Source organism: Rhodoferax sp. (assembly GCF_039922535.1).
Taxonomy (GTDB): Bacteria; Pseudomonadota; Gammaproteobacteria; order Burkholderiales; family Burkholderiaceae_C; genus Rhodoferax_B.
In genome coordinates, this window is the sequence record NZ_JBDTEM010000294.1 from 1 (window position 1) to 20,967 (window position 20,967).

The following is a 20,967-nucleotide window of genomic DNA, read 5'->3' on the forward strand; positions in this document are numbered from 1 at the left end:
TCGCATCAACTGACACACCAAAAAGACACTGTTATCGCCTGGGAACCCGCATGGATGCTGGGTTCTCTATGAATTGCATGGTGCGGCTGGCGGGGATCGAACCCACGACCCTTGGCTTCGGAGGCCAATACTCTATCCACTGAGCTACAGCCGCAACGTGGGCGATTGTAGCTGCTGGCCGTACCGGTCCGAAACCAGCGATTCCCAGGCCGTGTAAAGGGGCGACGGTTATACTCGCGGGCTAATTAGAGCCCCCGATTTGTACCCGATGTTTTGAGGACACCATGAGCGCCAACCCCCATGACCACGCGGCAGAAGAAGACCACAGCGGTCCTATCAAAAATCCCAAGCAACTGCTGCTGGCGGTGTTTTTCTCATTCGTGATTCCAATTTTTGCCATCATTGGCTTGGTGTACTTCGTGGTCTCTGCCGCCAAACCGGCGGGCACCAACACGACCGACTCCATGACCCTGGGCGGCATGACAGAGCAGTCGCAAAGCCAGGCCCTGGCGGCCCGCATCCAGAAGATCGGCGCCGTTGAAATCCGCGATGCCAACCGCGAACTCAAATCCGGCGAAGAAGTCTTCAAAGCCCAGTGCACCAACTGCCACACCGCCGGCCTGGTGGGTGCGCCCAAGTTTGGCGATGCCGGTGCCTGGGGCCCACGCATCAAAACCGGTTATGAAGCACTGCTGCACTCCGCCATGACCGGCAAGGGTGCCATGGGCGCGCAAAGCGGTGGCGACTTTGACGACACCGAAGTCGCCCGCGCGGTGGTCTATATGGCCAATGCCGGGGGTGCCAGCTTCCCCGTGCCACAAAAACCCGCTGCTGCGGCTTCTGCAGCCGAAGACACCGCGTCTGCCGCCAAGTAAGCGCGCAACGCACACACCCAAAAGGCCGGTTGAACCGGCCTTTTTTAATGGTCAAATATGCCTTTGGCGCAGATAATACCTGCGCCAGAAGCTATTATTTTGGTAGCAATTGAGGACTCGGCACGTAGCCGAACTGGGCGGGCAAATTCGCCGCATCCGCAGGCTGCGGCACCCACAGGCCCTGCTCTACCGCGTCGGCCGCAAAGCCCATGTCCAGGGTGTGGACCAGGCCAAAGCCCAGGTCGGTGTCCAGGTACAAATAGCCCCGTTCGTCCAGCATGCAACGCTGCACCCTGGCGGCTTGGCCGGTGTGGGCCAGCACCGAAAAATCGGGCTGCACGCGCCATACATACGGCGTGGCTTCCAGCTCCACATAGACCCGCTGCGGACCATTCTGAAAGAACCAGCGGCCTTGGCGGTCGCTTTCGTAGTTGCGCTGGATGAAGTCGATCAGCTTCTCATGTAGCAGCCGTGAGCCCTTGCTCAACGCTGTGGCCCCGGTGCCCGCAAACGGACCCGCCGCCTGCGCCGGGTCGTCACGCATGTACCAGTTGCCGCGTGCGTCCAGACCCAGCCAGCCGTAGCAGTCGGGCACGTTGGGCCACTTGGCGATGGCTTGTTTAACGATGTCGTCCATGGTGTCTTATTTAATCGCTTGGAGTAGCCAGCCGCCCACCGCGTCGGGCATGCTGCGCACGTGGCCGGGGATGGGACCGTGGGGAAAGCCGACATGGCCGCCGTGGCTAGGCTGCCACAGGGTGACGTGCGCGCCCACTTGGTCCTGGTGCGGCAGGCTCCAGGCCGGTACGAAGGGGTCGTTGCGGGCGTTCACCACCAGGGCCGGAATGCGGATCTGCGCCAGCTTCGGCTTGGCCGAGGCGCGGGCCCAGTAGTCTTCGGTGCTGTTGTAGCCGTGCAGCGGGGCGGTGAAGATGTTGTCGAATTCGTACAGGTCGCGCGCCGCCACCAGGGCCTCGCGGTCGAACAGGCCGGGGTGCTGGTCCAGCTTGCGCAGGGCCTTGGGCTTCATGCTGCGCAAAAACATGCGGGTGTATATCTGCCGGTTCAGGCCCTGGCCGATAGCCCAGCCGCTGGCCGCCAGGTCGGTCGGCGCACACACAGCGGCCACGGCACGCACCACCTGTCGCGCCTGGTCGCCCATTTCCTCCGCCCAGCGCAGCAAGGCGTTGCCGCCCAGCGAGATGCCCACGGCAATCACCTTGCCCCGGTGCCAGGTCTTGAGGCGCTTGAGCACCCAGCCCACTTCTTCAAAATCACCCGAGTGGTAGGCCCGCGGGCCCAGGTTGAGTTCGCCACTGCAGCCGCGAAAGTGTGGCACCACAAAGCCCATGCCGTGGGCCCGCGCATAGTCGGCAAAGGCCTCAGAGTAATGGCTGCCCGACGAACCTTCCAGCCCGTGGAACAGCACCAGCAGAGGCCGCCCGGCCTCGCTGGCCGCCGGGTCGGCGATGTGGGCGGCGGCATCGCAGAAGTCCACGTCGATAAAGTCCAGATCGGGCGTGATCCAGCGCTCACGCCGAAACAGCGGCCGGGGTCCAAAGACACGGCGCGAGTACAAGGCCGGCCAAATGGTTTGCGCGTGGCCGCCGGGCAACCACCAGGGCGCTACATAGTTCATAGCTGGTTACGCTTGTGGAATAGGCGCTAGAGGCCTATTTTTCTTTAATTGAATCAATGCAGCAGCGGGGGCACGCCGCCCGACTCCTGCATGTCGCGGCCGGTGCCGGGGCTAGCGTGGTGGGCCACCATGCGCCAGCCTTGGGCGGTCTTGTGGTAGACGTTGGTGGCGATGGCAAAGGCCTCGCGCGGCCCCTCGGGGGTCATCACCTCGATGCGCTCCACCAGGTTGTGCACGGCGCTGGCCATCGCATCGACCCGGCGCACATGCTCGGGCCAGGCCCGGATGCGGCCCTGGCCAAACATCGCATCGAAGGTGCTGCGGATGGCGGCCGCGCCCACCACACGCGGCCCGCCAGGGTGTACGCAGACGATATCGTCCTCGTCGGCCCAGCAGGCCATGAGCTTGTCGATGTCGCCATTTTGTAAGGCATCGTAAAAGGCGGCTTCGGTGTCATCGGCAGTACCGCCCACGGTGGCGGCCTGGAGTTTGGCTTTGGGCATGGCTTACACGGGTTTGGACGGGAGATGGGGGTGCGTCGATTTTGCCCTGCTTTGGGTCAGCGCCCAGGGTGTCTGTGCTAAGGTCAAACGCTAAGAACACCCGCTATGGGAGGAATGGATATGAAACGCTGGTTACCCGCCCTACTGATCGCCTCCGCCCTGACCGGCTGCGGCTACAACGATTTCCAACGCCTGGACGAACAGAGCAAAGCCGCCTGGAGCGAGGTGCTAAACCAGTACCAGCGGCGCGCCGATCTGGTGCCCAACATCGTGGCCACCGTCAAGGGCGAAGCCGCGTTTGAGCAAGACACCCTGACCAAGGTAGTGGAAGCCCGCGCCAAGGCGACGTCGATGCAGGTCACGCCCGAGACGCTGAACAACCCCGAGGCCTTTGCCAAATTCCAGGCCGCGCAGGGCGAACTGGGCAGCGCCCTGAGCCGCCTGATGGTGACGGTAGAAAAATACCCCGACCTGAAGGCCAACAAGGGCTTCAGCGACCTGCGGGTGCAACTGGAAGGCACCGAGAACCGCATCACCGTAGCCCGCAACCGCTTCATCGGCACGGTGCAGGAGTACAACGTGCTGGCCCGCAGCTTCCCCAGCAACCTGACGGCCAAGGTGATGGGCTATGAGGCCAAGCCCAGCTTCACAGTGCAAAACGAGGCCGCCATCGCGGCCCCGCCGGTGGTGGACTTCAAGAAGTAAGCCACCATGCTGTTGCGCCTATGTGTTGCGTGCTGGTTGGCCCTGTTGGCGCTGTGTAGCCACGCCCAAGGCGTGCTACCAGTGCCCGCGTTGACCGGCCATGTGATCGACAGCACGGCCACCTTCAGCGCCAGCCAGCAGCAGGCGCTGGAGGCCAAGCTGGCCGCGTTTGAAGCCAGCAGCGGTGCGCAGATCGTGGTGCTGATGGTGCCGACCACGCAGCCCGAAGACATCGCCAGCTATGCCAACCGCGTGGGCAATGCCTGGAAGATTGGCCGCAAAGAGGTAGGCGACGGGCTGATCCTGCTGGTGGCCAAGAACGACCGCAAGCTGCGCATCGAGGTGGCCAAGACGCTGGAAGGTGCGGTGCCCGATCTGGCGGCCAGCAACATCATCCAGGACGCGATCACGCCGCGCTTCAAGCAAGGCGACTTCGCCGGGGGCGTCGATGCCGGAGTGGACCAGATCATGGCGTTGGTGAAGGGCGAGGCGCTGCCTGCGCCCCAAGCCAAAGCCCGGGCCACGCAACAGGCCGAGGGTTTCGACTGGCAGCAAATGCTGATCTTCGCGGTGTTCGCGGTGCCAATTGCGGGCACCATCGCCCGCAGCATCTTCGGGGCCAAGTTGGGGTCTGTGGTCACGGGCGGGGCCGTGGGCGTGCTGGCCTGGGTGCTGTCCGCTAGCCTGGTGATTGCGGGTGTGGCGGGGGTGGCAGCACTGCTGTTTACGCTGTTGTCGCGGCTAGGATCGTCGTCCTTGGGCGGTGGTCTGGGTGGGCTAGGTGGCTTCGGCGGCGGTGGCTTTAGTTCGGGTGGGCGCAGAGGCGGTGGCGGTGGCGGCTTTAGTTCGGGTGGTGGTGGCAATTTTGGCGGCGGCGGTGCCTCCGGGGGGTGGTAAGCAGCATGTGGAACTATGGCCTCAGATTCCTGAAACACTGCTGGTGGGATGTGGGCGATGTCCGCCGCACCGTGCCACCGGCTCTGCTGGAGCGGCTCACTACACGGGTCAGCGCCAGCGAGCAGCGCCATACCGGCGAAATCCGCATCTGCGTCGAAGCCGGTTTACCCCTCAGCTACCTGCGGCGCAACGCCTCGGCGCGGGAACGGGCGGTGATGCTGTTTGGCAAGCTGCGCGTCTGGGACACCGAACACAACAACGGTGTGCTGATTTACCTGCTACTGGCCGACCAGGCCATCGAGCTGGTGGCCGACCGGGGCGTGAACGCAAGGGTTTCACCGCTGGAATGGCAAGCGATGGTGGCGCACCTGGGCACGGCCTTGCAGGCGGGCCAGGTGGCAGAGGGTTTGACGACCGCGCTGGAAGAGGTGTCGGCGGTGCTGGTGCAGCATTTCCCGCTGCTGCCGGGGGACGTGCGGCGCAATGAACTGCCGAATACGCCCGTGCTGGTTGATTGAGTATTTACGGGAAATTTAGGGCATTTTTCAAAACCCTAAATGGGCACTGGTGCAGGCAGCACCTGCGCTAGCAGCTCCTATTTTTAACATCAAAAACAGGAGCAAAGTGCGCTATGCGTTCCGCCCACAAAAAAGCCGCTGAAAAGCGGCTTTTTGGATGGAGTCAGCGAAAGACTAGCGGTTCTGGCGGAACTTGCGCAGGGCCGAGATCTGGGCGGCCATGATGGCCAGCTCGGATTGGGCCTTGGCGATGTCCAGCTGGCCTTTGGCATTGCGCAGGGCTTCTTCGGCCAGGGCCTTGGCGGCATTGGCTTTTTCTTCGTCCAGGTCCTTGCCGCGGATGGCCGTGTCAGACAACACGGTGACGCAGTTGGGTTGGACTTCCAGAATGCCACCGGCCACGAAGATGAACTCTTCGGTGCCGTCGGCCTTTTCGATGCGTACCGAACCTGGCTTGATACGGGTGATCAAGGGGGTGTGGCGTGGGTAAATGCCCAGCTCGCCCGCCTCGCCCGGCAAAGCCACAAACTTGGCTTCGCCCGAGAAGATGGATTCTTCGGCACTGACAACATTCACGAGAATGGTGGTCATAGGTTTCCTTTGGGTCCAGCGTGGTGAAGTACAGAGCGCGGCCTAGGCCGCACTCTGCAGAAGGGGATTAAACCTTCTTGGCCTTCTCGATGGCTTCGTCGATGGAGCCGACCATGTAGAACGCTTGTTCTGGCATGTGGTCGCATTCGCCGCTGACGATCATCTTGAAACCACGGATGGTTTCCGACAAGGGCACGTACTTGCCGGGCGAACCGGTAAACACTTCGGCCACGTGGAACGGCTGGCTCAGGAAACGCTGGATCTTGCGCGCACGGGCCACCGCCAGCTTGTCGTCAGGAGCCAAGTCGTCCATCCCCATGATGGCGATGATGTCGCGCAGTTCGCGGTAGCGCTGCAGCGTGCCCTGCACGGCACGGGCCGTGTTGTAGTGGTCTTCACCGACCACCAACGGGTCCAACTGGCGGCTGGTGGAGTCGAGTGGATCGACCGCAGGGTAGATACCCAGCGAAGCGATGTCACGGCTCAACACCACGGTGGAGTCCAAGTGGGCGAAAGTGGTAGCAGGCGATGGATCGGTCAAGTCATCCGCTGGCACGTACACGGCCTGGATGGAGGTGATCGAGCCAACCTTGGTGGAGGTAATACGCTCTTGCAGACGGCCCATTTCTTCGGCCAGCGTAGGCTGGTAGCCCACGGCAGAAGGCATACGGCCCAGCAGTGCGGACACTTCGGTTCCGGCCAAGGTGTAGCGGTAGATGTTGTCCACGAAGAACAGCACGTCACGGCCTTCGTCACGGAACGATTCCGCAATGGTCAGACCGGTCAGGGCCACGCGCAGACGGTTACCTGGGGGCTCGTTCATCTGGCCATAGACCATGGCCACTTTGGACTCTTCGAGGTTCTCGAGGTTCACCACGCCGGAATCAGCCATCTCGTGGTAGAAGTCGTTCCCTTCACGGGTACGCTCACCCACACCGGCAAACACGGACAAGCCGCTGTGTGCCTTAGCGATGTTGTTGATCAGCTCCATCATGTTCACGGTCTTGCCCACACCGGCACCACCGAACAGGCCAACCTTGCCGCCCTTGGCGAACGGGCAGATCAAGTCAATCACCTTGATGCCGGTTTCCAGCAGTTCTTGCGAAGGGCTGAGTTCGTCGTAGGCAGGGGCTTTACGGTGGATGGTGGCGGTCAGGTCTTGGCTGACAGGACCACGTTCGTCGATGGGCGCACCCAGCACGTCCATGATGCGGCCCAGGGTGGCCTTGCCCACGGGAACGGTGATGCCCGCGCCGGTGTTGTAGACCATCAAGCCGCGGCGCAGGCCGTCGGAAGAGCCCAGTGCGATGGTGCGGACAATGCCGTCGCCCAGCTGCTGTTGCACTTCCAGGGTCAGCGCGGAGCCTTCCATTTTCAGCGCATCGTAAATGTGGGGCATATGGCTGCGTGGGAATTCCACGTCCACCACGGCACCAATACACTGGACAATTTTTCCCTGAACGCGGGCGTTCACTTCTGCGTTTTCTTGAGCCATTTTTGCTCCCATAAATTGAATCTTGAAATCGGTGACGGACTGGGACAGTGGCGCAGCTTAAACAGCCGCCGCACCTGCCACAATTTCCGACAATTCTTTGGTGATCGCTGCTTGGCGGGTCTTGTTATAGATCAGCTTGAGCTCGGCAATCACGCTACCCGCGTTGTCGGTAGCCGCCTTCATGGCGACCATGCGCGCGGCATGCTCGGAGGCCATGTTCTCCGCCACCGCCTGGTAGGCCAGCGCCTCCACGTAGCGGATCAACAAATTGTCGATCACCGACTGCGCATCGGGTTCGTAGATGTAGTCCCAGGTATGCTGCGTGCCGTTGGCCTTGGTTTCCGCGTGCATCTTGTCAGACGACAAGGGCAATAACTGCTCCACCACAGCCTCTTGCTTCATGGTGCTGACAAACTTGTTGTACACCAGGTAGACAGCGCTGATTTCACCCTTTTCATAGGCATCCAGCAGCACCTTGAGCGGGCCGATCAGCTTGTCCAGGTGCGGCTTGTCACCCAAATGGGTCACATGCGCTACCACCTGGGCACCGGTACGGTTCAAAAACCCGAGACCCTTGCCGCCAATGGCCACTGTTTTCGCGGTCAAACCTGCAGCCTGCGCAGCGCGCAGTTTCAGGGTCAACGCGCGGAACAGGTTGGTGTTCAAACCGCCACACAAACCCTTGTCGGTGGTCACCACCACAAAGCCCTCGGCCTTGGCGCCGTTGGATTTCATGAAGTTGTGCACGTACTCAGGGTTCGCCTGGCCCAGATTGGCTGCGATATCGCGAATCTTGTCGCTGTACGGGCGGGCCGCTTTCATCCGCTCCTGTGCTTTACGCATCTTGGAGACGGAAATCATTTCCATCGCCTTGGTGATCTTCTTGGTGTTTTCCACCGATTTGATCTTGGTGCGTAGTTCCTTGCCTGATGCCATGGGTGGCTCCTAGTTGGGGATTAAGCGAACGTTTTTTTGAACGCGGTCACAGCAGCGTGCAACTCAGCTTCCGCTTCCTTGTCCAGTGCTTTCGAGGCTTCGATCTTGGCCAACAGCGCTGCGCTCTTGTCCTTGAGGTAACCGTGCAGACCGTGCTCAAACGCCAGGATCTTCTTGACTTCGATATCGTCCATGAAGCCCTTGTTCACAGCGAACAAAGTGGCACCCATCAAAGATACGGACAAGGGGCTGTACTGGGCTTGCTTGAGCAGTTCGGTCACGCGGGCACCGCGGTCCAGCTGCTTGCGGGTGGACTCGTCCAGATCCGAAGCAAACTGGGCGAAAGCCGCCAACTCACGGTACTGCGCCAAGTCGGTACGGATACCGCCAGACTGGCCCTTGATGATCTTGGTCTGTGCGGCGCTACCGACGCGAGACACCGAAATACCGGCGTTGATCGCAGGACGGATACCGGCGTTGAACAGCGAGGTTTCCAAGAAGATTTGGCCATCGGTGATCGAGATCACGTTGGTCGGCACGAAAGCAGACACGTCGCCCGCTTGCGTTTCAATGATAGGCAGAGCCGTCAAAGAACCGGTTTTGCCCTTGACTTCACCTTTGGTGAAGGCTTCTACGTAGTCGGCATTGACGCGGGCGGCACGCTCCAGCAGGCGGCTGTGCAGATAGAACACGTCGCCAGGGTAGGCTTCGCGGCCTGGTGGGCGGCGCAGCAGCAGCGACACTTGGCGGTAAGCCACGGCTTGCTTGGACAAATCGTCGTACACGATCAGGGCATCTTGGCCGCGGTCGCGGAAGTATTCGCCCATGGTGCAGCCGGAGTAGGCCGAAACGTACTGCATTGCAGCCGATTCAGACGCCGAAGCCGCCACCACAATGGTGTATTCCATCGCGCCAGCCTGTTCCAGGGCACGCACCACGTTTTTGATCGACGAGGCCTTTTGGCCAATCGCGACGTACACGCAGAACATGTTCTGGCCCTTTTGGTTGATGATGGCATCAATCGCCACAGCCGTTTTACCGGTCTGGCGGTCGCCAATGATCAACTCGCGCTGGCCACGGCCGACCGGCACCATGGCATCGATCGACTTCAAGCCGGTCTGCATGGGTTGGTCCACCGATTTACGGGCAATCACGCCTGGAGCGACCTTTTCGATCACGTCGGTCATCTTGGCGTTGATAGGGCCCTTGCCGTCGATCGGCTGGCCCAGTGCGTTCACCACGCGACCGAGCAGCTCGGGACCGACCGGCACTTCCAGAATGCGGCCCGTGCACTTCACGATGTCGCCTTCGGAGATGTGTTCGTATTCGCCCAAAATCACGGAACCGACCGAGTCGCGCTCTAGATTCAGTGCCAGGCCGTAGGTGGGCTGGCCATCGCTACCGGCGGGGAACTCCAACATTTCGCCCTGCATCACGTCGGACAGGCCGTGCAAACGGCAAATACCGTCGGTCACGGACACCACGGTGCCCTGGTTGCGGATATCGGTTTGGGCCGTCAGGCCTTCGATGCGGCTCTTGATCAGCTCAGAAATTTCTGCGGGATTGAGTTGCATGACTCTTTCCTTCTCTTTCTTTAGTTAGCAAACAACCGGAGCCATGGGCTCTGGCCGAAAACGCTGGCACTAGACCTTAACGGGATGGTTAAGCGGTCAGGGCCAATTTCATATGTTCCAGGCGGGCTTTGATCGAGGTATCCAAAACCTCGTCACCCACCACGACGCGAATTCCGCCAATCAACTCCGGCTGCAAAGCCACTGTGAGATTGAGCTTGCGTCCAAAACGCTTTTCCAGCGCCGACGAGACGTTGGCCAGGGCCTCTGCGTCAATCGCAAAAGCACTGAACACGGTCGCGTCAGAGGAGCCGCTCCGGGCATTTTTCAATGCGCGGAACTGGGCAGCGATCTCGGGAAGAGCGGCCAGGCGCCCGTTCTCGATGACCATACGCAAAAAGTTTTTTGCGGCATCTGGCAAGGCCGACTTGGCCACACCGGCTACCACCTCAAACACCTGGCTCACCTCCACCTTGGGGTTGTCGGCGAACTGGAGCAACTGGGGGTTGGCTGCAATTGCGGCCAATTCATCGACCCATCCGGCGGTGCCGTCCAGGTCAGACGCAGTAGCCTTGAACAGCGCTTCGGCGTAAGGACGGGCAATGGTTGCTATTTCAGCCATGGTCGTTCTGCCGCTCAGAGTTCTGTTTGGAGACGGTTCAGCAAGTCCGCGTGGACACCGGCATTGACTTCCTTGCGGAGAATCTGCTCGGCACCCTTCACAGCCAATGCAGCCACTTGCTCGCGCAGGACCTCACGGGCTTTGACGGTCTGCTGCTCGGCTTCGGCACGGGCTGCGGCGACGATCTTGTTGCCCTCTTCCGTGGCGCGGGCCTTGGCCTCTTCCACGATCACTTGGGCACGGCGATCGGCATCGGCCAAACGCGAAGCGGTCTCGGTGCGCGACTTGGCCAGTTCGGCTTCCACGCGCTGGTTGGCGTTGGTCAGTTCGGACTTGGCTTTGTCGGCGGCAGCAAGGCCGTCAGAGATTTTCTGCACCCGCTCATCCAGGGCTTTGGTGATCGGGGGCCACACGTATTTCATCGTGAACCACACCAAAATCGCAAAAACGATGGCCTGCAGAAACAGGGTTGAATTAATGTTCACGGCTTAATTCCTTTCGGTCGTGAAAGGTCGGCCAAAAATTAAATCGCGAAGGGCTTGGCGAAAGCGAACAGCAGGGCAATAGCCACGCCGATCAGGAAAGCCGCGTCGATCAGACCGGCCAAGATGAACATCTTTGTTTGCAGTTCGTTCATCAGCTCAGGCTGGCGTGCCGACGATTCGAGGAACTTGCCGCCCATCAAAGCGATACCGATGGAGGCGCCCATGGCGCCCAGGCCAACGATCAAACCACAAGCCAGAGCGACGAGACCGAGAATGTTTTCCATGATTAATCCTAAAAAGTACAGGTAAAAGAAAGAGAAAAGCGAAAACTAACCTTAACGCCCGCGTTAAATCAATAATTTAACGGCGGAGTTAATGCGACTCGTGAGACTGGCCCACATAAATCAGCGTCAACATCATGAAGATGAAGGCTTGCAAGGTGATCACCAGAATGTGGAAGATGCTCCACGCCGTACCGGCAATCACATGCCCAACACCTAGCCAGAACATGCCCGCGAGGGGATTGAACTGCCAGGCCCATGTGCCGCCCATCAAGGCGATCAACATGAAAACCAATTCACCAGCAAACATATTTCCAAACAGCCGCATGCCATGCGAGACCGTCTTGGCCAGGTACTCGATCATTTGCATCAGAAAATTAATGGGATACAGGAACCAGTGGTCTCCAAACGGTGCGGCCACCAACTCATGCGCCCAGCCGCCCAAACCCTTGATCTTGATGTTGTAGACCAGACAGATAAACAAAACGCTGACCGACAAACCCAGGGTGGTAGACAGATCGGCGGTGGGCACGACACGCATAAAGGCGTGGTGGGCATCGCCGCCGCTGGCGACAAAGGTGTGCTCCCAGATCTTGGGCAAGATATCGACGGGCAGCATGTCCATGCCATTCATCAGGAAAATCCAGACAAACACTGTTAAAGCCAAAGGTGCCACCAGCTTGCGGCTGGTTGCGTTGTGGATCACACCCTTGGCTTGGGTGTCGACCATTTCGGACAAAATTTCGACCGCCGCCTGGAAGCGACCAGGGACGCCAGAAGTCGCCTTGCGCGAGGCACGCCACAAGAAGAAGCAACCCACAATACCCAGGATCACCGAATACACCACGGAATCCAGATTGAACAGGCTGAAATCCACAATGTGGGTTTGCTTGACGCTCTCAAACGAGAAGTTCTTTTGCAGATGCTGCAAATGGTGAACGATGTATTCGCCCGCCTTGGGGCCTTCCGTAGCAGCGTGTTCAGCAGCGTTTTCAGTCGACATATGTGAAGTCCATCAATCCTGTTAAGCCGTACGTTGGCGTTTGGCGCGAAACATCAGCGCAATCCAAACCACCTTCATGGTCACTACAAAGCCGACCAACAAGGCCAGCCAATTTAACTCTGGAACCAGCCGGGGCGCCGCAAACAGTATGGCTACCGTGGCGACAATCTTGACCAATTCCCACACAAAAAATCCTGCCATCGCCGCACCCGGAACAGTCCGAGCCAGCTTGCCAGTGACACCGCGCGCAAACAGCGCTGCAGGCACCACCACCGCCATGGCTCCATAACCCGCCGACCAGCCCGTTGAAGGCTTGCCGGTCACCAGCCAAGCAGCCATTGCCACCAGACACCCGGTTGCCAACTGCCCCCACACAATCGCCCAAATGGACATCATGGGGGTTTGCTGGCGCCAAGTTTGCGCTTGCGCAGCCGTCAGGGGCTTGAAATCATCCTCTACTACCCCAGCTTCTAATTCTTTTTCCAGTTCTGTATGCATTCTTGGGGACATTGTTAACTTGCTCTATGACACCCGACTGACATGAACGCACACAAATTTACACACTGAAAAGTTTAGTAAAGCCCACTATTATACGAATATTCCCTTGACACCCGCAAGAGCTTTGGCTTGCATACAACTGTAACGCTTTGCGGCGCGTGTTCGCGTGCCAAGCCGCGCCAAATGGGAATTCCCTGAGGGCGCTGCATTGTGGCATTACTTCATTGACCGTCTTTTTTTGCCATGCAGCACCACACCGCCACCGGCTTCAAGAACAACTACACCGATGCCGTTCCTGGCTCCACCCGCGACGTGTTGCGCTGGCAGTGGAATGCCAGGCGCAAAAATCTCCCGCCACCGCCGCAAACCCCCACCCCCATCGTCGCACCCAACCTGGCCGCCATCCACGCCAATGCCGGGGCCGCCATGCAGCCCGCCATCACCTGGGTCGGCCATGCCACCATGTTGGTGCAGGCCAGCGGGCTGAATGTGCTGACCGACCCGGTGTTCAGCGAACGTGCCTCGCCCGTGCAGTTCATGGGCCCGCAACGCGCCCAGCCGCCAGGCGTGGCGCTGGCCGACCTGCCACCCATCGACGTAGTGGTGATCTCGCACAACCACTACGACCATTTGGATACAAATGCCGTGCTGGCGCTGGATAGACGGGCACAAGGCGCTACGCTTTTTATAGTACCGTTGCGCCTCAAAGCCTGGTTCACCCGGCAGGGCATCCACAACGTGGTGGAGCTGGACTGGTGGCAACAGCACACGGTGCGCGGCGTGGAATTCCACCTCACTCCCGTGCAGCACTGGACGGCCCGCGCCCTGGGCGACCGCTTCCAAACGCTGTGGGGCGGCTGGGCTGTGTTTGGGGGCGACTTCCACTGGTACTTCAGCGGCGACACCGGCTACAGCCAGGATTTCAAGGACACCCGCGCGCATTTCCAGGACCGCAGCCCCGACGGTTTTGACATCGCTCTGATCGCCGTGGGTGCCTACGAGCCGCGGTGGTTTATGCAAAATCAGCATATTAATCCGGCGGAGGCAGTGCAAATCCACCGCGACCTGCACGCCAAACGCAGCGTGGGCGTGCACTGGGGTACCTTCAACCTGACCGACGAGCCACTGGACCAGCCGCCGGTAGATTTGGCCGCCGCCCGCATCGCCCAGGGTGTATCGGAGGAAGAGTTCTTTCTGCTCAAAATTGGCGAAACCCGCGCCCTGCCCTCCCGCTGAAACGGTTGAAAATAGCCCCATGCTTACTTCGCCCTCTTTGCCCTCTTTGCCAGACTACCCCTGCTACCTCAACGGTACCTACACCCCTCTGTGCGACGCAAAAATCAGCGTGATGGACCGGGGCTTCATCTTTGGCGATGGTGTCTACGAAGTGGTGCCGGTCTACGCGGGCCGCTTGTTCCGCTTCGCGCAGCACATGGCCCGGCTCGACCGCAGCCTGGCCGAGCTGCGCATCGCCAACCCGCTCTCGCAGGAAGAGTGGCGCACCATTGCTACAACATTGGTAGCTGCTCATGCAGAACACACCAGCGCCAGCGGCCTAAATCCCATAAATCTCAACCATCTGGTCTACCTCCAGATCACCCGCGGCGTGGCCCTGCGCGACCACGCCATGCCGCAAGACATCACGCCCACCGTGTTCGCCATGGCCACCAAGATGAACCTGCCCAGCACCACCCAGCGCAGCCAGGGCGTGGCCTGCGTCACAGCCGACGACTTCCGCTGGGAAAAAGCCCATATCAAAAGCACCAGCCTGCTGGGCGCGGTGTTTGCACGGCAAATCGGCGTGGATGCAGGCGCGACGGAAACCGTGATGTTCCGCAATGGTTTTCTCAGCGAAGCCGCCAGCAGCAACGTCTGGCTGGTCCAAAACGGCACCCTGGTTGGCCCACCCAAAGACAACTTGGTGCTGGAAGGCATACGCTTCGGCTTGATGGAAGAAATCTGCCGCGCCCAGGGCATCCCGTTTGAACTGCGCCGCATCACCCGCGAAGAAGTCCTCCACGCCGACGAACTACTGCTCTCCAGCGCCACCAAAGAAGTGCTGGCCATCACCAGACTGGACGGCCAGCCCGTAGGCACCGGCCTCCCAGGCCCCGTTTACACCCAACTTTATGCGGGCTACACCGCCGCTACCCAAGCCGCCTGAACCCACCTACCCCACCATGACCACACCTACCACCGACCCCATTGAGCCCACCGATCCCCGCAAAGACTCGCTCATCGAGTACCCGTCGCTCTTCCCCATCAAGGTGATGGGCGAAAAGACGGATGGCTTTGTGCACGCCATGACCGCCATCGCCGCCCAGTTCGACCCCACCTTCGATGCCAGCGCGGTAGAACTGCGCGAAAGCAAAGGCGGCAAGTACCTGGGCATTACCCTGCCCATCACCGCCACCAGCCGCGAACAGCTCGACGAGCTGTACCGCACCCTGAGCTCCCATCCGATGGTGAAGATGGCGCTGTGACCGAGGCGCTGGTGCCCCACATCCTCGGCCGCGTGGACTATCTGCCCACGGTCGAAAAAATGCAGGCTTTCACCCTCCAACGCGCAGCAGATGAGCGTGACCAGCTATGGATTTGTGAGCATTCGCCGGTATTCACCCAGGGGCTGGCGGGCAAGGCCGAGCACCTGCTGCTGCCGGGCGACATCCCGGTGGTGCAGACGAATCGGGGCGGCCAGGTGACTTACCACGGGCCGGGCCAGGTGGTGGCGTATCCGCTGCTGGATTTGAAGCGCGCGGGCTATTTTGTGAAGGAATACGTATTCCGACTGGAAGAAGCCGTAGTGCAAACCCTGGCCCATTTCGGCATCACCGGCCTGCGCGTGCCGGGTGCGCCGGGCATTTACGTGCGCCTGCAAGACCCGTTTGGCCACGCCAGGCTGGAGGCAGATTTCACGTCCCAACAATTGGAATCTAACCCCACTTATTTGGGCAAAATCGCCGCGCTGGGCATCAAAGTCAGCCGCCACTGCACCTACCACGGGGTGGCGCTGAATGCGGCCATGGACCTGGAGCCCTACGGCCGCATCAACCCTTGTGGCTACGCCGGGTTGCAGACCGTGGACATGGCCAGCTTGGGCGTAGACGTGACCTGGGCCGAGGCGGCACAGGTGTTTGCGCAAAAACTAGAGCGTTATTTAGCCGCCTGAAGGAGCAACTGCGCCAGGGCCACGTCGGCCACCAGCGTGATGCCTTGTGCTTTGGCGAACTGCTCTGCCGTATCCGTCACGCCGCCGATGCTGATGTAGACGCAGGCAGCAGCGCTCTGGGCCTCTTTGGCCGCCGCCAAATCGCGCAGGGCTTCCACCCCGTGGTTGGCGGCTTTCCAGCGCTTAGCGGCCACCAGCGTGGTCTGGCCGTCTTTCAGCAGTTGCAAATCGGCCGCCTTACCGTTCAGCCGCGTCACCGTGTAGCCCTTGGCGCGGTAGGCCGCGTCCAGCGCATCGGCAAATTCGCGCCAGGGCATGGCGGTGGCCTGGGCCAGCATGTCGTTTACTTTCGCGGTGCTGGGCAGATCCCACTGGCGCGAGGCGGCGATCAGCCCGATCACCAAAAACGGCATCGTCCCGAGCAGGCCAAACGGCACATAGGCCTTGGGCAGCAGCGCAAATGAAACCAACCCAAATGCCAGCACCAGCAGCATGCTGATCCACCACGGCGAGCGCAGCAGCACTGCGAAAAGAGAGTTTTTGGCCATTTTAAATTTCATGGCCGCAGTGTAAAGGCGGCGGCTACAGCGCCTGAAACACCTTCAGCGCCGCATACGCATCGTTGGCCGCGTACAGCATTTGGGTGGGCGAGAGCTGCGCCACCGCCCAGTTCGAGGTGGTGGTTTTTTTGGATTTGTGGAAGCGCTGGCGCAGCACCACGCCTACGGCGGCCCGCACACCCATCGACGTGCCAAAACCGTCCTTACGGAAAATCGCGTTCAGGTCCAGCACGGCGCGCAGGGTGACCCCGAACTTGGCGTGGATCTGCCCCCGGTCCTGCTCCAGCCCAAAGCCCACTTTGCGCACCGCGTCGGACTGCAAAATCTCCAGCAGGCAGGGGCGGCAATCGGGCCGGTGCAGCTGGAACAGATAGGCCTTGGTGGGCAGCGCAAACTGCACCACGTGCGGACCATCGCTGACCTCGCCGGGGGCAAAGGTGGGCCGGGCTTCGGTGTCAAAGCCCACTGCGCCGGCGGCCAGGATGTCGGCCGTAGCGGCAGCAAATTCAGCCTGCGTGGCGGGCACAAAGATGCGGTCCAACGCCAAACCCTGCAGCGGTGGCAGCAGGGCGGTTTCGGCTTTGGTGGGGGCGATTTTTTTCATGGCGGATACGCAAGTAAGGTCGGCAGGAGCGCAGCGTAGCCTGTCTGCTAGGATCAAAAGAGAACAATACCAACGGGGACAACAACATGCAATCCGACCGACGACGGCTAGTGGGTGGTTTAGTCGGCAGCCTATGGGCGCTGACGGCCTGGTCCCAGACCACCAACAAACGCGAAAAAGGGGTAATCGGTATCGCCCTGCCCACCATCACCTCGCTGCGCTGGGTGATCGAAGGCCTGGCCATGACCCGGTCGCTGGACAAACTGGACTACCGCGCCATTTTGCAGTACGCCAACGACGACATCCCTACCCAGATCGCCCAGATCGAAGCCATGCTGGCCAACGGAGCCACCGTGCTGGTGATCAGTGCGATCGATGGCACCAAGCTAGCCCCGGTGCTGAAAGCCGCCGCCGACAAAGGTGTCAAGGTCATCGCCTACGACCGGCTGATCCGCGGCAGCCCCCACGTGGACTACTACGCTACCTTTGACAACTTCCAGGTCGGCGTGATGCAGGGCAGCGACATTGCCAACCGCCTCGGTCTGGCGGCGGGCAAAGGGCCGTTCCACATCGAGCTGTTTGGCGGCTCGCCCGACGACAACAACGCGTTTTTCTTCTACAACGGTGCCCTATCGGTGCTCAAACCCTACCTGGACAAAGGCCAGTTGCTGGTTGGCTCGGGCCAGATCGGCATGGACAAGGTGTCCACCCTGCGCTGGAGCGGCTCGGTCGCCCGCGCGCGCCTGTCGGGCATCTTGGACAAAAACTATGCCAAGCAGCACCTGGACGCCGTGCTGTCGCCCTACGACGGCATCAGCATCGACCTGATCGAAGCGCTGAAAAAGGCAGGGTACGGCCAGGGCGGCCAGCCGCTGCCCATCGTCACCGGGCAAGACGCAGAGCTGCCCTCGGTGCGCTCCATCGTCCGGGGCGAACAAACCTCCACGGTGTTCAAAGACAACCGCGACCTGGCCCAAGTCGCCACCACCATGGTCGATGCCCTGCTGACCGGCAAAAAGCCCACCGTGAACGACGAAAAAACCTACAACAACGGCGAGAAAGTCGTGCCCGCGTTTTTGCTGAAACCGGTGCTGGTGGACGTGAAAAACTGGCGCGCCACGCTGGTCGACAGCGGGTATTACAAGGCCGAGCAGTTCCGCTAGAAATTTAAGCCCAATAGGCCCTTGGCGCATATTCCACCTGCGCAGGCAGCTATTTAAAAAATAGCACTCTCAATCCACCAGCTTCAAGCCCACCGGCAGCGACTCGCCAAACACGCGCTTGGTGTCGGCCGCGTCCAGCACCGTCACCTCGCGCACCATGGCGATCCAGCCGGGTGCCGCGCGGGCGGCCACCAGGCAGTCCAGCACCCGCTGGCGCAGGGCCTCGGGGATGTCGCGGGCGCGGTCGCCGGTGGCGCGGGCGATTTGGGTGGCGGCGAAGGCAGCCGGTTCGGCCTGGGACCAGTCGGCGGCCAGCAGGGCTTCCAGCCACACGGCGGCGGTATCGGGCGGCACCACGTGGTGCAGGCTGGCGTACAGCGGCTGGCGGGCCCCAATGCGGCCTAATGCCCACCAGGTTTGCGGGTTCTCGCCGGGCTTCTCAAGACGTTGCAACAGCCAATTACCCAACTGCAGCTTGTTCGCCACCGACAGGCGCTCAAACGACGCGGCCATGCGCAGCAGGTCGTCCAGGCCCTGCATGCGCGGGCCGTCTGGCGTGGGCACATCCTGCCCGCCCACAGGCTGCAGATAAAAAGCGATGGCCTCAAACACCATGTCCTGCTGCTCGGCGGTGAGCCCCCCGGCGATGCGCCGCCACAGAGTCCACCATTCGGACCACTGCTGCGGCTCATGGCTGTGGGCGATGCCGGGCGCAAAGAGCTCCCACATCTGCTGCACCCGCCAGTCGTCCAGCGGGTGGCCGAAACCGGGGCGCAGGGCGTAGCCGGTCAGGTTGAACCACTGGCGCTCGTGCTGGGCGGTGCGGCGGCGGCGTTTGGCGCTGGCTAGCAGTTGGGCGAACAGGGTGCGCAGCAACGGCGTGTCCCAGCCCTCGCGGCTGCCCAGCAGGCGCTCCAGAGTGGCGCGGAGCTGTTTCACCTCTTTGGCCTCCACGCCCTGGCTGCGGTCGCCGAAGACGCGGGCGATCGCCACACTGGCATCGGCCAGGCGGGGGTGCGGCGCAACTTCGGTCACCGCGGGCGCATCGCCGCGTAGCTGGAATTCCAACTGCCAGCGCTGCGCAGGGTCGTCCACGGCGATGCAGTGCATTTCCAACGTGCCGACTTCGGTGAGCGAAGTACTGAGCTGCACCAGCACTTCGCGGGCGCCGCTCTCGCTCTGCACCACGGTGGCCATCACCGTGGAAATTGGCGGCAGGCGCACAAAGCCGCCCGTGGACAAATCCACCAGCGCGCCCGGTTGGGAGCGGGTGTCGGTCACGCTGCTGGCCAAATAAAAGCGCACCGGGCGGGCCAGGCGCAGGGCGAAGGTGCGGTCGGCCAGGGTGCAGGCTTTGCCCTCTTCGGCTCCAAAGGGCAGCACGCAAATCCCCCGCTGGCTGGTGATGCCGTCGTCTAACACCAGAAAGTAGCTGCGCGCCGAGCCGCCGCCGATGCGCGGGGCTTTGCCTGCGCGGGCCAGCGCGTAGGCCACCGCACCACGGGCCACAGCGGCATCCAGGTGCGGGTTGTGCAGCAGTTGCAGCGGCGTTTCTGTCCAGCCGTTCAGCGTCTGGTGCAGGCGCTGGGCCAACGCATCGGCGTGGAACACGCCACCGTTGAGCAGCAAGGCATCGGGTAATTTTTCAGAGTGGCGCTGCAAAAAGGCGGCGACATGGCGGGTGATGGCCGCGTCGCTGGCGTAGGGCAAGCCCAAAGCCACCAGGCCGCTGCGGGCGCGTTGGGGCACAGCATCAGCGGCGACGGAGGGAAAGAAGCCTTCGACGAGGATGTTCTCCAGATCAGCGCGCGACAAAGGCGCTGACCGTGCGCCGCCGATGAGTTTAGAGCCACTGCCCAGCAGCGTGACGGTGGTGGATTCCGCTGCGCCGGGGCTCCACAGCAGCTCTTTAGCGGCCCGGCAGCGCTGGGTGAGCTGGGCCAGTTGCGCGGCGGACAAGCGCTCGCTGCCGCCCAGGCGCGACTCGACCAGATGCGCCAGCGCCAAGTCCATGTTGTCGCCGCCCAGTACCAGGTGGTCGCCCACGCCGGTGCGGGTCAACTTGGGCTCGCCATCCACCAGATCCACGTCGATCAGCGTCAGGTCGGTGGTGCCGCCGCCCACGTCCACCACCAGCACGCGGCGGGTGGCGTGCAGGTCGTCGGCCAAGGTTTTTCGGTGGCGGTAAACCCAGTCGTAGAAGGCGGCCTGGGGTTCTTCGATCAAGCGCACCGTGGGCAAACCGGCCAGTTTGGCGGCTTCCAGCGTCAGCGCGCGCGCCCCTTCGTCGAAAGACGCGGGCACGGTGAGCACGATGTCCTGCTGCGCCAGCGGGACCTGCGGGTGCTGGGCGTTCCAGGCGGCGCGCACATGGGCCAGGGTGCTGGCGCTGGCGGCCAAGGGTGAGACTTTGCCCACCTCGTCGGGCGCGCCCCAGGGCAGGATAGGCGCGGTGCGGTCCACGGCGGTGTGTGACAACCAGCTTTTGACACTGGCCACCAGCCGCCCCGGCATCTGCGCGCCCAGGTCCAGGGCGAAGCGACCCAGTACGGCCGTTTCCGCCGACGGCCAGGGCAATTGCAGATCAGCGGGCGGCAAGCTGCCAGGCGCGGGGTGGAAGCGCACCGAGGGCAGCAGCGGCAGCGGAGCCACCTCGCCCGCCGCGACCAACTGGGGAATGGCGAATAGCTGGATCTTGGCCGCCCCGCGTGCGGCAAAAGCGACCACCGTGTGGGTGGTACCCAGATCGATGCCGACGGTGAAAGACGGGGCTGCCTTTGCTACTTTAACCATAGCTTCCTACGCAGGTGAAATATGCGGTAGAAGCTGTTTTTATAGTTAAACCAACTTCC

General features: G+C 61.6%; 24 protein-coding genes and 1 tRNA gene. 9 read left to right on the forward strand and 16 right to left on the reverse strand.

The window, feature by feature from the left end; translation table 11 throughout:
* Nucleotides 1–78: 78 nt before the first annotated feature.
* A tRNA-Arg gene (locus tag ABI213_RS13770) sits at nt 79–154 on the reverse strand.
* A 130-nt stretch (nt 155–284) separates the two neighbouring features.
* Between ABI213_RS13770 and ABI213_RS13775 the strand changes: the two genes are divergently transcribed.
* Entirely contained in the window at nt 285–875 is a 591-nt protein-coding gene (locus ABI213_RS13775; RefSeq protein WP_348005134.1) for a c-type cytochrome, read from the forward strand.
* 94 nt (nt 876–969) lie between these two features.
* Here ABI213_RS13775 and ABI213_RS13780 read toward each other — a convergent pair whose 3' ends face one another.
* Genes ABI213_RS13780 through ABI213_RS13790 form a run of 3 tightly spaced genes read right to left on the reverse strand, consistent with a single transcriptional unit; the run spans nt 970 to nt 3,017 of the window.
* Nucleotides 970–1,512 (reverse strand): DUF2946 family protein, encoded by a 543-nt coding sequence (locus ABI213_RS13780; protein ID WP_348005135.1) that lies wholly within the window; start codon nt 1,510–1,512, stop codon nt 970–972.
* Between the two features lie 6 nt (nt 1,513–1,518).
* The gene (locus ABI213_RS13785; protein ID WP_348005136.1) at nt 1,519–2,514 is read right to left on the reverse strand and encodes an alpha/beta fold hydrolase; all 996 of its coding nucleotides are present in this window, start codon (nt 2,512–2,514) and stop codon (nt 1,519–1,521) included.
* Between the two features lie 53 nt (nt 2,515–2,567).
* Nucleotides 2,568–3,017 carry a nuclear transport factor 2 family protein gene (locus ABI213_RS13790; RefSeq protein WP_348005137.1) on the reverse strand — a complete coding sequence of 150 codons (450 nt, stop codon included), beginning with the start codon at nt 3,015–3,017 and terminating at the stop codon, nt 2,568–2,570.
* Between the two features lie 120 nt (nt 3,018–3,137).
* Between ABI213_RS13790 and ABI213_RS13795 the strand changes: the two genes are divergently transcribed.
* Genes ABI213_RS13795 through ABI213_RS13805 form a run of 3 tightly spaced genes read left to right on the forward strand, consistent with a single transcriptional unit; the run spans nt 3,138 to nt 5,137 of the window.
* Nucleotides 3,138–3,722 carry a LemA family protein gene (locus ABI213_RS13795; RefSeq protein ID WP_348005138.1) on the forward strand — a complete coding sequence of 195 codons (585 nt, stop codon included), beginning with the start codon at nt 3,138–3,140 and terminating at the stop codon, nt 3,720–3,722.
* A 6-nt stretch (nt 3,723–3,728) separates the two neighbouring features.
* Nucleotides 3,729–4,619, forward strand: a complete 891-nt coding sequence (locus tag ABI213_RS13800) for a TPM domain-containing protein (RefSeq protein ID WP_348005139.1) — start codon at nt 3,729–3,731, stop codon at nt 4,617–4,619.
* Nucleotides 4,620–4,624: 5 nt separating this feature from the next.
* The gene (locus ABI213_RS13805; protein WP_348005140.1) at nt 4,625–5,137 is read left to right on the forward strand and encodes a TPM domain-containing protein; all 513 of its coding nucleotides are present in this window, start codon (nt 4,625–4,627) and stop codon (nt 5,135–5,137) included.
* Between the two features lie 174 nt (nt 5,138–5,311).
* Here ABI213_RS13805 and ABI213_RS13810 read toward each other — a convergent pair whose 3' ends face one another.
* From ABI213_RS13810 to ABI213_RS13850, 9 genes are all read right to left on the reverse strand, one after another.
* A complete protein-coding gene (locus tag ABI213_RS13810; protein ID WP_348005141.1) occupies nt 5,312–5,728 on the reverse strand; it encodes a F0F1 ATP synthase subunit epsilon in 417 nt (138 codons plus the stop codon).
* Nucleotides 5,729–5,795: 67 nt separating this feature from the next.
* Nucleotides 5,796–7,223 (reverse strand): F0F1 ATP synthase subunit beta, encoded by a 1,428-nt coding sequence (gene atpD / locus ABI213_RS13815; protein ID WP_348005142.1) that lies wholly within the window; start codon nt 7,221–7,223, stop codon nt 5,796–5,798.
* 57 nt (nt 7,224–7,280) lie between these two features.
* On the reverse strand, nt 7,281–8,159 hold the full coding sequence (gene atpG / locus ABI213_RS13820) for a F0F1 ATP synthase subunit gamma (protein WP_348005143.1): 879 nt from the start codon (nt 8,157–8,159) through the stop codon (nt 7,281–7,283).
* 20 nt (nt 8,160–8,179) lie between these two features.
* Complete coding sequence (atpA, locus tag ABI213_RS13825) at nt 8,180–9,733, reverse strand: F0F1 ATP synthase subunit alpha (protein ID WP_348005144.1); 1,554 nt, start codon at nt 9,731–9,733, stop codon at nt 8,180–8,182.
* An 88-nt stretch (nt 9,734–9,821) separates the two neighbouring features.
* The gene (locus ABI213_RS13830; RefSeq protein WP_348005145.1) at nt 9,822–10,352 is read right to left on the reverse strand and encodes a F0F1 ATP synthase subunit delta; all 531 of its coding nucleotides are present in this window, start codon (nt 10,350–10,352) and stop codon (nt 9,822–9,824) included.
* Nucleotides 10,353–10,366: 14 nt separating this feature from the next.
* On the reverse strand, nt 10,367–10,837 hold the full coding sequence (locus ABI213_RS13835) for a F0F1 ATP synthase subunit B (RefSeq protein WP_348005146.1): 471 nt from the start codon (nt 10,835–10,837) through the stop codon (nt 10,367–10,369).
* Between the two features lie 38 nt (nt 10,838–10,875).
* Nucleotides 10,876–11,121 (reverse strand): F0F1 ATP synthase subunit C, encoded by a 246-nt coding sequence (gene atpE, locus ABI213_RS13840; protein ID WP_076196444.1) that lies wholly within the window; start codon nt 11,119–11,121, stop codon nt 10,876–10,878.
* 88 nt (nt 11,122–11,209) lie between these two features.
* Nucleotides 11,210–12,121, reverse strand: a complete 912-nt coding sequence (gene atpB / locus ABI213_RS13845; protein WP_348005147.1) for a F0F1 ATP synthase subunit A — start codon at nt 12,119–12,121, stop codon at nt 11,210–11,212.
* 21 nt (nt 12,122–12,142) lie between these two features.
* Complete coding sequence (locus ABI213_RS13850; RefSeq protein ID WP_348005148.1) at nt 12,143–12,619, reverse strand: ATP synthase subunit I; 477 nt, start codon at nt 12,617–12,619, stop codon at nt 12,143–12,145.
* A 243-nt stretch (nt 12,620–12,862) separates the two neighbouring features.
* Here ABI213_RS13850 and ABI213_RS13855 point away from each other — a divergent pair, with 243 nt between their 5' ends.
* From ABI213_RS13855 to lipB, 4 genes are read left to right on the forward strand one after another with little or no spacing between them, the layout of a single operon-like run.
* Nucleotides 12,863–13,855 carry an MBL fold metallo-hydrolase gene (locus ABI213_RS13855; RefSeq protein WP_348005149.1) on the forward strand — a complete coding sequence of 331 codons (993 nt, stop codon included), beginning with the start codon at nt 12,863–12,865 and terminating at the stop codon, nt 13,853–13,855.
* A 19-nt stretch (nt 13,856–13,874) separates the two neighbouring features.
* On the forward strand, nt 13,875–14,783 hold the full coding sequence (locus ABI213_RS13860; RefSeq protein ID WP_348005150.1) for a D-amino acid aminotransferase: 909 nt from the start codon (nt 13,875–13,877) through the stop codon (nt 14,781–14,783).
* Between the two features lie 16 nt (nt 14,784–14,799).
* Nucleotides 14,800–15,102: a DUF493 domain-containing protein gene (locus tag ABI213_RS13865; RefSeq protein WP_348005151.1), complete on the forward strand. Its 303-nt coding sequence runs from the start codon at nt 14,800–14,802 to the stop codon at nt 15,100–15,102.
* 59 nt (nt 15,103–15,161) lie between these two features.
* Nucleotides 15,162–15,788, forward strand: a complete 627-nt coding sequence (gene lipB, locus ABI213_RS13870; RefSeq protein ID WP_348027553.1) for a lipoyl(octanoyl) transferase LipB — start codon at nt 15,162–15,164, stop codon at nt 15,786–15,788.
* On the opposite strand, the gene ABI213_RS13875 is transcribed toward lipB, so the two are convergent.
* Together ABI213_RS13875 and ABI213_RS13880 are read right to left on the reverse strand one after the other, a co-directional pair.
* Nucleotides 15,773–16,348: a restriction endonuclease gene (locus ABI213_RS13875; protein ID WP_348005450.1), complete on the reverse strand. Its 576-nt coding sequence runs from the start codon at nt 16,346–16,348 to the stop codon at nt 15,773–15,775. The genes lipB and ABI213_RS13875 overlap by 16 nt on opposite strands.
* Before the next feature lie 22 nt (nt 16,349–16,370).
* On the reverse strand, nt 16,371–16,952 hold the full coding sequence (locus ABI213_RS13880; protein WP_348005449.1) for a 3'-5' exonuclease: 582 nt from the start codon (nt 16,950–16,952) through the stop codon (nt 16,371–16,373).
* 86 nt (nt 16,953–17,038) lie between these two features.
* Between ABI213_RS13880 and chvE the strand changes: the two genes are divergently transcribed.
* Nucleotides 17,039–18,115, forward strand: a complete 1,077-nt coding sequence (gene chvE, locus ABI213_RS13885) for a multiple monosaccharide ABC transporter substrate-binding protein (RefSeq protein WP_348005448.1) — start codon at nt 17,039–17,041, stop codon at nt 18,113–18,115.
* Between the two features lie 69 nt (nt 18,116–18,184).
* Here the strand turns inward: chvE and ABI213_RS13890 are convergent, their stop codons facing one another.
* Nucleotides 18,185–20,908, reverse strand: coding sequence for an Hsp70 family protein (locus tag ABI213_RS13890; RefSeq protein ID WP_348005447.1), 2,724 nt, complete (start codon nt 20,906–20,908; stop codon nt 18,185–18,187).
* Nucleotides 20,909–20,967 lie beyond the last annotated feature (59 nt).